The sequence below is a fragment of the Bacillus cereus group sp. BfR-BA-01524 genome (assembly GCF_022662595.1).
In the GTDB taxonomy this organism is placed as follows: domain Bacteria; phylum Bacillota; class Bacilli; order Bacillales; family Bacillaceae_G; genus Bacillus_A; species Bacillus_A thuringiensis_S.
Map to the genome: position 1 here is coordinate 21,823 of NZ_JAKUDW010000058.1, position 10,760 is coordinate 32,582.

A 10,760-nucleotide genomic window follows, 5' to 3' on the forward strand; every position below is an offset into this window, starting at 1 on the left:
AGTTTTTATTAAGAAATGCTCTCTATACTTAGAAAGGTCTTATAGAAAAACATAATGAAAGGCGGAATATAGATGAAAAGATTTATTTTTGGATCATTACTGGTTATCGTCGCAGGAGCGGCATATTTATTAAAGGGGAATGCTGCAGTGGATTCCATGAATCCGTTTCTTAAATTAGAATATCGTTATGCGGTAATTGATAACGATGGAGAAGATTTAGGTGAAAATAAAGGCCTTGCATACACAGTGAACACATATGATAAGGATGGAAACAAAAAAGAGATAACAATTGATGGAGTGGATACACTGCAAAAAGGTTCCTACTGGCATGTAATTACGAGAGGAAAGTCTGTGCACGATAAAGTGCAAATAGAAGAAGAAATAATTCCTGATGGCGCGAAGGTGAAGTTAGGATTATAAGTATAGAACCGATTCTCAATAGGGGAATCGGTTTTGTTGTTTTATGGTAACATGTAGAAGGGGGAGTGAGAGTTATGCTACTCATTGTTAGTCTTATATTGATTGGGATTATGTGCAGTATGAGAATAGTATCCTTACATATGATAGAACGAGAAAAGATAGAAGAGAGATATGTATATTGCCCAAAATGTGATGCGAGAATTAGAAAAGGGAATGCTGCGCCTTTTTGTTCAAAATGTAATTTAATATTTTAGAGAAGATAAAAAGGCAACAACGAACATATTTCATTTCGTTGTTGCCTTTTTTTATGAAGAATAATAACAACTTTCTATGTTCCACTGATAATTTCTATAGTTACCTCCGCAAGAATAGTGGGTTTTTTTAAATAAAATCATTTTTAATAATTTTATTTTGGAGCTACAGACGTTGAAACATAAAATTGTTACTTATTAGTATCTATAACACTTTAAAGTGCGTACTTTTTATTGTGTTGTAGATAAGACATAATTACATACGTGAGAGGGAAATGAGTAGTGTAGAACTAAAAAGCATATACGTTATTTTTCATAACTATCGTGTTTTGATCGGTCATCCCTTTTCACATTATTTACATCCATTAATCATTTTTATATAAATTTTAGGAGGAGATTTTAAATGAAAGATTTATTAAAAGGTACACTTGGTTTTGGTACGGCACCACTAGGTAATATGTACCGTAATATTCCGGAAGAAGAAGCAATCGCAACAGTGGATGCCGCTTGGGATAATGGTGTTCGTTACTTTGATACAGCTCCACTTTATGGATCTGGTTTAGCAGAGATTCGTCTTGGTGAAGCACTATCGAAAAGAAATCGTGATGAGTACTTCTTAAGTACAAAAGTAGGTCGAATTATTTCAGATGAATTGGAAGATCCATCTACACGTGATTTAGGTGAAAAAGGCGGACTGTTCGAATTTGGTCGTAAAAATAAAATTATCAATGACTACAGTGCGGACGCAACTCTTCGTTCTATTGAAGACAGTTTAAAACGTTTAAAAACAGATCGTCTAGATTTTGTTTATATTCATGACGTAGCACAAGATTTTTATGGAGATGAGTGGATTTCACAATTTGAAATTGCTCGAACAGGAGCATTCCGTGCACTTACGCAATTACGTGATGAAGGTGTAATTAAAGGCTGGGGACTTGGAGTGAATAAAGTAGAATCAATTGAACTTATGCTGGACTTAGAAGAAGCAAAACCAAATGTATCTTTACTAGCTGGTCGCTATTCATTATTAGACCATGAGCGTGCATTAGAACGTGTAATGCCTGCAGCTGTAAAAAATAATATGGACATTGTTGTTGGTGGACCATATAGCTCAGGTGTTCTTGCTGGAGGAGCTCACTTCGAATACCAAAAAGCGTCACCAGAAATCATTGCAAAAGTTAATAAAATGAAAAACCTTGCAGATCGTCATGGAATCAGTATTAAAGCTGCTGCTTTACAATTTGCATTGGCTAATCCAGCAGTTGCTGCTGTTATTCCTGGTGCAAGTAAACCGGAACGAATTGCAGAAGACCAAGCTGCATTGAAAACAGTGATTCCGGCAGCATTCTGGGAAGAAATGCGCGAACAAAAATTGGTTGCAGCTAATGCACCACTACCAATCAACGTTAAATAAAAAGGAGAGTAATTAACATGGCAAACACTATTACATCTATTGAAATTCCAGCTTCACCTGAACAAGTATGGAAATTAATTGGAGGTTTTGATGCACTTCCAGATTGGTTACCGTATATTCCTAGCAGTAAAGTAACTGAAGGCGGACGTGTACGTCATTTAGCTAATCCTGATGGCGATGCGATTGTAGAACGTTTAGAAGCATTTAATGAGAAAGAGCGCTACTACACATATTCAATTATGCAAGCACCATTCCCTGTAACTAATTATTTATCTACAATCCGTGTTAAAGAAGGTAAAGATGCTAACACATCATTAGTTGAATGGTCTGGTAGCTTCACTCCTGTAGAGGTTACTGATGAAGAGACAATTAATCTATTCCATGGAATTTATAAAGATGGTTTAGAGGCATTACAACAAGCATATTTAGCTTAACCAATTTATTAAACATTTGAAAGTCTGCAGTGTAACAACTGCAGGCTTTTTTATGATTAGTGCATTTCTTTTTAAGAAAATATCTCTATACTCAATGCTGTTACTTAAAGAGGACAGAAGCACATGCAGATCGTGAGCGTTACATCGTTCTTCGAAAACTAGGTGTCACGAAAAAAGAAATGAAAAAAGCAATCGCAAAACAAATGAGATTTATCTTCTTCATTCCTTTAGTAGTTGGTATATTACACACTTTATTTGCGCTAAAAGGATTAGCGACAGTGATTCCGTATGAAATTGCAGTTCCGTTACTAATTAGCATCGGTGTGTATAGTGTTATTTATATTGGTTATTATTACTTAACAGTTCGTTCTTATTTCAGGATTGTTAGTAAATGAAAATAAGGTATACAGTTTTTGAAAAAGCGAAAGAGAGCATAGTGAAAATTATGTTCTCTTTCGCTTTTTTTAGTTAAAATGAGGTGTAAATGAAGATGGTATTTAAATGGAGTGTTACATTTGGAAATTCTTATCATAGCAGGATGTCTATTAATTGGTATCACTTTAATCAGTTCCAGTATTTATCGATTTGTAAAAGAATTAAAAGAAAAAAATTCAAAGAGAGAGAAATGGAAAGTAGTAGCTGGAAATTTGATAGAGTTATTTAGTGATCCATTGCACGGAGCGCCATTCTATTTTTTAACTGGGGGTCTCTTTTTGGTAATCGGACTGTTATTTCTTTCTATGGGAATGGGCTGGCTTGAAATTGATTAAGGCGTATTAACAAAGATATTTCATAGTTGTATTGCGAAGAGGAGAGAGCAAATGCCGGTTATAAGAGATATACAATTGAGTTCTCTAAAAGTAAAAGAGCATACCAGAAACATAGAGGCATTACAGTTAACATCTACAAGCAACTACGATGAAGATATCTCTTTTGGTAAAGAGACGAGCTGTATTACTTCTTTATATTTTCGACATATGCCAAAGTTAAGAATGGAGTATGAGAAAGGGATTTTGATTCATTGTGTGGATGATATTTCATTAATCGATGAGTGGGAGAAGAAATATCGAATTTTCCCTGAATATATGAATGCTTTTGTGGAATATGGGAGTGTGAGGGATTTTCCATACTTATCAGATAGAGAGAAAAAAGAATTAGCCCTTCAAATCGTTCATGCGGAAATGAAGCGTTTAGCTGTGAAATATGATTGGGATATAGAAGAGTTAGAAAAAGTGAAGAATAAAATACTAGAATTGAATTATAGAAACGAGTTCGTATATATAAAAAAGAGTAGTCCGAATAAAAAATACGTATGCAGTATAACATGTCAGCATGAAGTGGCTTGGAAGTTAAACCATAAAGTACTGCTGATGAACGATAAAGGAAAAACTGTATGGATGTTAACCTTTTTAGAGAAAGATATCCCAGCTAATTTAGTTTGGAAGATTGAAAGAATAGATTGAAAATAGATGAGAAGTGGAGTGCATATGATGGAGACACAAATCGTTATTGGAGTACCTGGTTTATGGAAAGATAGAACAGAATTAATACAAGAAGTTGTGAGTAAAAGTAACTATATATTAGCGGGAAATGTTATGCACCATAAGGAGAAAGAGATTGGCTTTGAAATTGATATATATGAACAAGACCCTTCTTTGAGAGAGGCTTTCTTCTATGCAGGTGGTGAGCGTTTTGATGAAGAATTGCTTCAGGAGTTGGAGAAGCATACTTATACAGTGTATGTTATTGCAAAAGTTGACGATACAGAGAGATTACAAGAAGTAATTGATGTAGGAATGGAACTTTTAAATGCAGGTGGACTTGCTTTAAAAGTTGAAACAGCAGGTGTGGCTTATTCGAAAGAAGAATGGCAAGAGCTTGCAGAGAATAAGGAAATATTCCCGATGTATTCGCACCTTGTAACTTTAGTTGGAGATGAAGAGGACGGTTACTATTCATGTGGAATGCAAGCATTTAATCTACCAGACGTTGTTTTAGACGGAGGGATAGATCCGGAAGTAGCTGTAGATTTATTAAATGATTTTAACCTACATAATATATTGGAAAAACCTAATTTGAAAGATGGAGATACAATTAGTTTCACAGAAGATGCTCCAGTGTATCTTTTATCTCATTATATAGATAATCGTTATGAACAAGAGGATCCATTTTATAATCCGTGTGGGGTATGGAAGTTAGAGAGTGCTTCGGCAAAGAAATCTATCTTTCAAAAATTGGGGAGTGTGCTAAAAGGATGGAAAAATACATAAAAGAACAGATGAGTATATGTGATAAATATAAAGCAGAGTATGTAGAATCTCCGAATGACTTGAAATTAGGAATATCGCAAAATGTGAAAGATGGTATCGCTCCGATTAATGGGTTACGAATGCCTATAGAAAACGGAACGACAGGTTGGTACATTTGGGCTGGTGAAGAAATGGGGACAGAAGAAGATTTCTTTCTTCCTTTACACGTTCAACATATTGATGAATGGGCACCTGAAATAAAGAAGTATTTAGGGTTACCACCTGGTTGGAGATTTTTAATTGATGGAGATTACGAGGACGTGTGGTATGATCCGAATTTGTTTGATGAAGATTTAGAAGAGGATGCAGATGAATGGGAAGAAAATATGCTACAAGAGTATGGATGGTACATGCATAGCATATTAGCAGAAGATATTGATGGCATCCATGTTAATTATCATATGCATGGTCTAAGAGATAACTTTAATCATCAAGATTTACAAATAGCATTAAATATGGATCCTGAAGTCGCGCATAGTGTTTTTTGTACCATAATAGAAGAAATAAAGAGAGGAAAAAAGTTTGAACAAGGGATTGAGTATACGAATATTATTGAAGGATATCCCATTATTATGAAGTCTTTCGCAGAGATGGATCGAGAAGTTTTGAGGGTTTTATTACCTGATGAAAGAGGGATTCTTCCTACGAGTCCAGAGTGTGATAAATGTTATAAGACTCAATTGGATGATATTGAGGAGAGTTGATAAAAAAGAGCTTGAAACTATTCAAGCTCTTTTTTTATGACTATTTATGTCCTAAAATATGCTCAATCTCATGCAAACTTAATTTACTTGCCTTAGCAATCGTTTCAAGTGGTATACCAAGATCATACATATTCTTAATCATTTGAAATTTCCCCTGTTGGACTCCTTCTTTTCGACCTTTTTCAATGCCTTTTTCAATACCCTTTTCAATCCCTTTTTTAATCCCTTGCTCCATTCCTCTTTTTATTCCTTCTGTCTCTGCATGGGCGAATTTTGCTGCTTCATCCATTAAAACTTTCTCCCTTGCGTCATAGGCTTGCCGGAAAGAAGAATCTTGACTCATACGTTCCCATTTATTGATCGCTTTTTGTAAAATAGGATCTTGGTTCATAGCAATATCCTCCAATAGTTTAGTTAAGTGCTCATCCTCATTTGCTGAAAGCAATAAAAGCCAACGAACAAATGGATCTTTCCACGGATTTACTTTTTCTTCATGCCATTGTTCAGTTAACTTTGGAATTTCTATAATGTGGATTTCTATGTCTTCACTTAGGAGTTTTTGTTGTTGTGTATTCCATAATATGCTCGTTGTATGGAAGGCTGGGTGTTCCGAAAACATTACGAAGTTTAGTAAGTTTATGGTGATGGTTTTGTGAAGTGCACTGTAGGGCATCCCTTTTTGTAGTTGAGATGTGTATAGTCTTCCCCAATAATATAAACTGCGTTTAACCATATCGTGATTATTATTGAGTTGTATTTCTACATTAACTTTTGTTCCTGTGTCTAATGTCGCTGAAATGTCTAAAATAGATAACTTATCCTCTTCATATTCCCTGTGTAAATGTGGATCTTCTAGTTGTAGAGAAGCAATGGGCGACTCTAAAGACTCTTGTAACATAGCATTTAAAAATGCAATTAGAATATCTTCGCTACCATTCGTACCAAACAATTGTTTAAATGCAAAATCAATGCGTAAATTAACTAACTGTTGGTTGAACAAAGTTTGTCCTCTCCCTTATATGAAGGTGCTTCTTTCCTTCATTGTACATAAAAAGAACTAGAGTATGCAAACAAGCCATTCCTCTATTTTTTAGTAGTGTTATTAGAATGTCACAGGTAAGTATGGTTATGTTATACTCTAGTGAAATTAAAAAAATATCTTTGTTTATATCGAGGTGAAGATGATACATATGCAAAAAGATATTTTAAAACTATTAGATAAAAAGCAAAGTAACTATGAATTTCCTGCATTTGATAATGAATATATGGATATTTCGCAAGTGAAATTCTCTCTTTTCTTTAAAGATACTAAGGATTGGTTAATGGTGTTTCAACTTGTTGGTGTAGGTTCATTAGGTGTATGTAATGATATTCAAGTATATGGCGATAGAATTACTCATTCAATGGGTGATGATTGCATTTTACAATTAAATGATGGCGATTATGAGTTGTTTGATGATGAAGGTGAATTTATACCGAATATTTATAACGGCAGTTTAAAAGTACGTGAGCATCATTTTGAATATGAATTTACAGAAGAAGAGTATGTGGATAATGGAATAGAAGTACAAACGGCAGAGCATTATCCAACATACTTCATGCGTATGCTTGCTACTAATGAAGAAGTTAGAACATTATTATGGTGGAGTAAAGAAGAGATTTTAGAAGAGTTCGGTTTAGAAGGCGATTGGGAAGTAGCGTATGAAACGGAAGAATGGAAACATATTGAAGACGAAAAAGTAAGTGAAAATGAATTCTTCCAATCAGTAGCCGCTGCAATAGAGAAGAAAGATCCACGTATTATTGTGAAGAAGGATTCTAATACGCATTGGAGAAATTGGGTAGAGTTTGATTGTGACTGAAAAGGATAGGAGAAAGAATAATAAATGAAAAGAAGAAGGAAATCCGGAGAAAAAGTACAGATGAATCGTTTTACACTACCTCTATGCTACGGAAGTGAAGCACCATATTATTATTACGAGGTAGCGCCCCATGAAAGAGAGGGACGCTTCCATTTAACATCAGAACTTTGCGTAATGGACGATGAACATTACTTTATTAGAGGTTGTTTAGAGATTCCTATCATTGATTACCACGAAAATTTCATATGGACTGTGTGGGTATCGCTTAGTAAAGAAAGTTATGATGAAGTATTAGAAAAGTGGGATGAGAGAGGCCGAGAAAATAGTGATCCTTATTTTGGTTGGTTATCTGTAGAAATACCATTTTATCCAGAAACATTAAATTTAAAAACAAATGTACATATAAGAGAAGTTGGAACGGCACCGTATGTTGAATTAGAGCCAACCGAGCATCCTTTAGCGATCGAACAAAGAAATGGAATTACTTTAGAGAGAGTTAAAGAAATACAAGAAATGATTCAACGACATAATTAGATTAGAAGAGAAAAAAACGAGTGCTAGCACTCGTTTTTTTATTACACAATCGCAGGATTATAAATCATCGTAAAGTGTCCTGGTAATAATTCAATGTGACAAGGTGTATGAAGCGAGCTTTCTCCATCTGTATCTACTTCTTTTTCTTCTTTCGTTTCAATATGAATGGATTTCGCTTTTACGTGGAAGATGTCATTTTCATTTGAGTCTTCAAACAGTTTCTTTCCGATGTAATCTTTAAATGCTTGAATACCTGTTGATTTGACTACGAAAATATCAAGTGTTCCGTCATCACATTTTACGTTCGGAATAAAGGATGGAATACCACCAAGATATTCACCATTTCCAACCATTACAAGGACAGCTTCGTCTTCATATACTTGTCCGTCATAAGTAATTTTTACCGGGAATGTTTCAGCATTTTTTACAGTTCGAATTGTACTTAAATAGTAACCGATTTTACCAAGCTTTGCTTTTTCTTCTGCATCGATATTGTTTGATACTTCAGATACGAGACCAATCCCCCAGAAGTTTAAGAAATGTTGTCCATTTGCTTTTGCAACGTCAACTGGTTTTATATGTTCTTTTGTAATAAGTTTTGCCGCTTCTGCAATGTTTTGCGGAACACCAAGTGTGCGAGAGAAGTCATTGCAAGTTCCACCTGGAATAATTGCAAGTGTAGGTCTAGTTTCGAGAGGTGCTAAGCCATTTGTGCATTCAAATACTGTTCCATCACCACCAAAGACGATAATTAAATCTACTTTACTAGCAAACTCTTGGCAATATTTTGTTGCATCACCTTGTTTTTTCGTATGAAGGATATGTAGATCAGGAAAAGCTGCGGCAAGAGGTGGTACGATTTTTGTTAAATTTGTATGTAAGTCACCTTGACCAGCTTTCGGATTTACGATGAGGAGTACTTTTTCAAATTTTGTCTTTGTCATTTTTATTCTCTCCCTTTGTCTTTTACGAATCGTGATAGAAAATAAACTTCCATCAGTAATTGATGGAAGCTTATTTTATTATATTACTCCGTTACAACTGAAGCGATAAATGGTAAGTTACGATATTTCTCAGCACAGTCGATACCGTAGCCAACGATAAATTCGTCTGGAATTTGGAAGCCAACATATTCAGCTTTTAAGTCCACTTTACGGCGTTCTGGTTTATCAAGTAATGTACAGAACTTGAGTGCCTTTGGTTTATGCATAAAGAAGTGGTCTTTTAAAAAATGAAGTGTTAAACCAGAATCGATAATATCTTCTACAACAATTACGTTTTTTCCAGTAATGTTTACGTCGATATCTTTTAGGAGTTTCACTTTTCCTGTCGTTTCTGTTTGATTTCCGTAACTAGATGCAGAAATGAAGTCAATTGTTACATCGTTTTTAATGTGACGAATTAAATCAGCAGCAAATACGAATGAACCTTTTAATACTGCGATAACTACGATTTCTTCTCCCTCAAAGTCACGTTCGATTTGAAGTGCTAATTCTTTCACTTTTGCTTGTAATTGTTCTTCAGAAATTAAAGTGTCTTTTATTTCAATATTCATTGTAATCCTCCTACAGTGTAAAACTTGCGAACATTTCGACTGTAAAGGATAGAATAGAAAAAGTCAAAGAAGATAGTAATTTTTTACAAAGACAACGACAAAATCATCTGATGATATGATATACTAAGTATATTGAGAAAGCGCTTCCATAAAGGGTGAATATGATGAAGAAGAAACAGTACACAAGTGTAACATTTATAAAAGCATTACTTTTAACAATTGTTCTTGGCCTGTTGGCTTACGTAATTGATGTACCTGCGATTCGTATTTCATTAATTGGAATGACTTTAGTGTTAGGAGCAATTTCGCACGGTATGATGTCGCAGCTAAAAGAAGCTGGACTTGATGATATGAGAGATCATATAGATAACAAGTAAGAAACTTTCATTATATAGAGTGAAGGTTTTTTTGTTTCTTACAAAAATGTAAGGTAGTTGTAAGGCAAATCGATAGTTGCATAATAGCATTTTGGATAAACTATGGGTGTAAGGTAAAAGGCAAGCATATTTTAGGTAAATTAAGTTTTAGGCACTCTATATGTGAAAAAGGAGTAGGAGGGCATGGAGAAACGTTGGACGACCTTTTCTTTTTTAGCGACTAGTAACACCGTAATGCTAGATGGAAAAATGGATTTTTTGCACTTGTTTGATCGTGAAGATGATCATTCTTCTTCTAAATTTACAATGAAATGGAATAAATGGAGCGAAAGTTGTAGGTTTGAAGAAGAGGCCCCTAACGAAGAGCAAAAGATTATTTTAACAAACCCTATTAAAGCGTGGGTTGTTCAACGTCGTAAGTGTAACGTCAAAAATCACTTCAAGAAAACTGAGCCGAGACAATTAGTTATCGCTCCGGCCCATTCTACTTCCAAATCACGCGAAAGTAACATGTAAATATTGAGACACACACCCGAAAAAACATCGTACATATTGCGATGTTTTTTTCTTTTTCTACAATGAAATCTTTAAATGAAATATATTTCATCTGCATCTTATATTTATATCTCTTGCTTATTCTAGTAATACATCCGATGCGAGTTGATGTGAATAAAATATAAGGAGAGAATGAAGATGAAAAAGAGACTATTACCAATTTGTGCAATGGCACTTTTAACAGTAGGATATTCTTCAGTAGCGAGTGCGGATACTGGAACAGTAACAAAGGAAGAAGAAGCGCAAGTACAACAAGATAAAGCTAAAAAAGAAGAAGCAATTAAGGAACAGCAAAAAAATGAAATAGAGAAAAAACAAGCGGCACAAGTACAAGAAAAAAATGAT

The 10,760-nt window shown here is 34.6% G+C and carries 15 protein-coding genes and 2 pseudogenes; 14 read left to right on the top strand and 3 right to left on the bottom strand.

Features of this window, described 5'->3' with window-relative positions:
* The first annotated feature begins 72 nt into the window (after window positions 1-72).
* The 9 genes and pseudogenes from MR170_RS19900 to MR170_RS19940 all read left to right on the top strand — a co-directional run bounded on the left by MR170_RS19900 (window position 73) and on the right by MR170_RS19940 (window position 5,532).
* The gene (locus tag MR170_RS19900; protein ID WP_048564631.1) at window positions 73-420 is read left to right on the top strand and encodes a YxeA family protein; all 348 of its coding nucleotides are present in this window, start codon (window positions 73-75) and stop codon (window positions 418-420) included.
* Window positions 421-494: 74 nt separating this feature from the next.
* Window positions 495-674 carry a hypothetical protein gene (locus MR170_RS19905; RefSeq protein WP_043935205.1) on the top strand — a complete coding sequence of 60 codons (180 nt, stop codon included), beginning with the start codon at window positions 495-497 and terminating at the stop codon, window positions 672-674.
* Window positions 675-1,074: 400 nt separating this feature from the next.
* The gene (locus tag MR170_RS19910; protein ID WP_016079933.1) at window positions 1,075-2,085 is read left to right on the top strand and encodes an aldo/keto reductase; all 1,011 of its coding nucleotides are present in this window, start codon (window positions 1,075-1,077) and stop codon (window positions 2,083-2,085) included.
* A gap of 17 nt (window positions 2,086-2,102) precedes the next feature.
* Window positions 2,103-2,519, top strand: coding sequence for an SRPBCC family protein (locus MR170_RS19915; RefSeq protein WP_242309009.1), 417 nt, complete (start codon window positions 2,103-2,105; stop codon window positions 2,517-2,519).
* 101 nt (window positions 2,520-2,620) lie between these two features.
* Window positions 2,621-2,914: pseudogene (locus MR170_RS19920) on the top strand (FtsX-like permease family protein); the annotation flags it as partial.
* Between the two features lie 120 nt (window positions 2,915-3,034).
* Window positions 3,035-3,289 carry a hypothetical protein gene (locus MR170_RS19925; RefSeq protein WP_242309010.1) on the top strand — a complete coding sequence of 85 codons (255 nt, stop codon included), beginning with the start codon at window positions 3,035-3,037 and terminating at the stop codon, window positions 3,287-3,289.
* A gap of 51 nt (window positions 3,290-3,340) precedes the next feature.
* Complete coding sequence (locus MR170_RS19930) at window positions 3,341-3,982, top strand: hypothetical protein (protein WP_242309011.1); 642 nt, start codon at window positions 3,341-3,343, stop codon at window positions 3,980-3,982.
* A 27-nt stretch (window positions 3,983-4,009) separates the two neighbouring features.
* The gene (locus tag MR170_RS19935; RefSeq protein ID WP_043935208.1) at window positions 4,010-4,789 is read left to right on the top strand and encodes a DUF4261 domain-containing protein; all 780 of its coding nucleotides are present in this window, start codon (window positions 4,010-4,012) and stop codon (window positions 4,787-4,789) included.
* Window positions 4,774-5,532 carry a DUF4262 domain-containing protein gene (locus MR170_RS19940; RefSeq protein WP_242309012.1) on the top strand — a complete coding sequence of 253 codons (759 nt, stop codon included), beginning with the start codon at window positions 4,774-4,776 and terminating at the stop codon, window positions 5,530-5,532. Before MR170_RS19935 ends, MR170_RS19940 begins: the two co-directional genes overlap by 16 nt.
* Before the next feature lie 40 nt (window positions 5,533-5,572).
* Here MR170_RS19940 and MR170_RS19945 read toward each other — a convergent pair whose 3' ends face one another.
* The gene (locus tag MR170_RS19945; protein WP_242309013.1) at window positions 5,573-6,532 is read right to left on the bottom strand and encodes an Rpn family recombination-promoting nuclease/putative transposase; all 960 of its coding nucleotides are present in this window, start codon (window positions 6,530-6,532) and stop codon (window positions 5,573-5,575) included.
* Window positions 6,533-6,722: 190 nt separating this feature from the next.
* On the opposite strand from MR170_RS19945, the gene MR170_RS19950 reads away from it, so the two are divergent.
* Together MR170_RS19950 and MR170_RS19955 are read left to right on the top strand one after the other, a co-directional pair.
* On the top strand, window positions 6,723-7,394 hold the full coding sequence (locus MR170_RS19950; protein WP_029443495.1) for a DUF7003 family protein: 672 nt from the start codon (window positions 6,723-6,725) through the stop codon (window positions 7,392-7,394).
* Window positions 7,395-7,418: 24 nt separating this feature from the next.
* Complete coding sequence (locus MR170_RS19955; protein WP_029443494.1) at window positions 7,419-7,928, top strand: DUF2199 domain-containing protein; 510 nt, start codon at window positions 7,419-7,421, stop codon at window positions 7,926-7,928.
* Between the two features lie 41 nt (window positions 7,929-7,969).
* On the opposite strand, the gene MR170_RS19960 is transcribed toward MR170_RS19955, so the two are convergent.
* Both MR170_RS19960 and hpt read right to left on the bottom strand, forming a co-directional pair.
* Window positions 7,970-8,872 (bottom strand): diacylglycerol/lipid kinase family protein, encoded by a 903-nt coding sequence (locus tag MR170_RS19960; protein WP_016079945.1) that lies wholly within the window; start codon window positions 8,870-8,872, stop codon window positions 7,970-7,972.
* Window positions 8,873-8,955: 83 nt separating this feature from the next.
* Window positions 8,956-9,483, bottom strand: a complete 528-nt coding sequence (gene hpt, locus MR170_RS19965) for a hypoxanthine phosphoribosyltransferase (protein ID WP_001019294.1) — start codon at window positions 9,481-9,483, stop codon at window positions 8,956-8,958.
* A 161-nt stretch (window positions 9,484-9,644) separates the two neighbouring features.
* Between hpt and MR170_RS19970 the strand changes: the two genes are divergently transcribed.
* The 3 genes and pseudogenes from MR170_RS19970 to MR170_RS19980 form a co-directional block, all read left to right on the top strand.
* A complete protein-coding gene (locus MR170_RS19970; protein WP_002041936.1) occupies window positions 9,645-9,860 on the top strand; it encodes a hypothetical protein in 216 nt (71 codons plus the stop codon).
* 183 nt (window positions 9,861-10,043) lie between these two features.
* Complete coding sequence (locus MR170_RS19975; protein WP_029443492.1) at window positions 10,044-10,376, top strand: hypothetical protein; 333 nt, start codon at window positions 10,044-10,046, stop codon at window positions 10,374-10,376.
* Window positions 10,377-10,553: 177 nt separating this feature from the next.
* Window positions 10,554-10,760: pseudogene (locus MR170_RS19980) on the top strand (LPXTG cell wall anchor domain-containing protein); the annotation flags it as partial.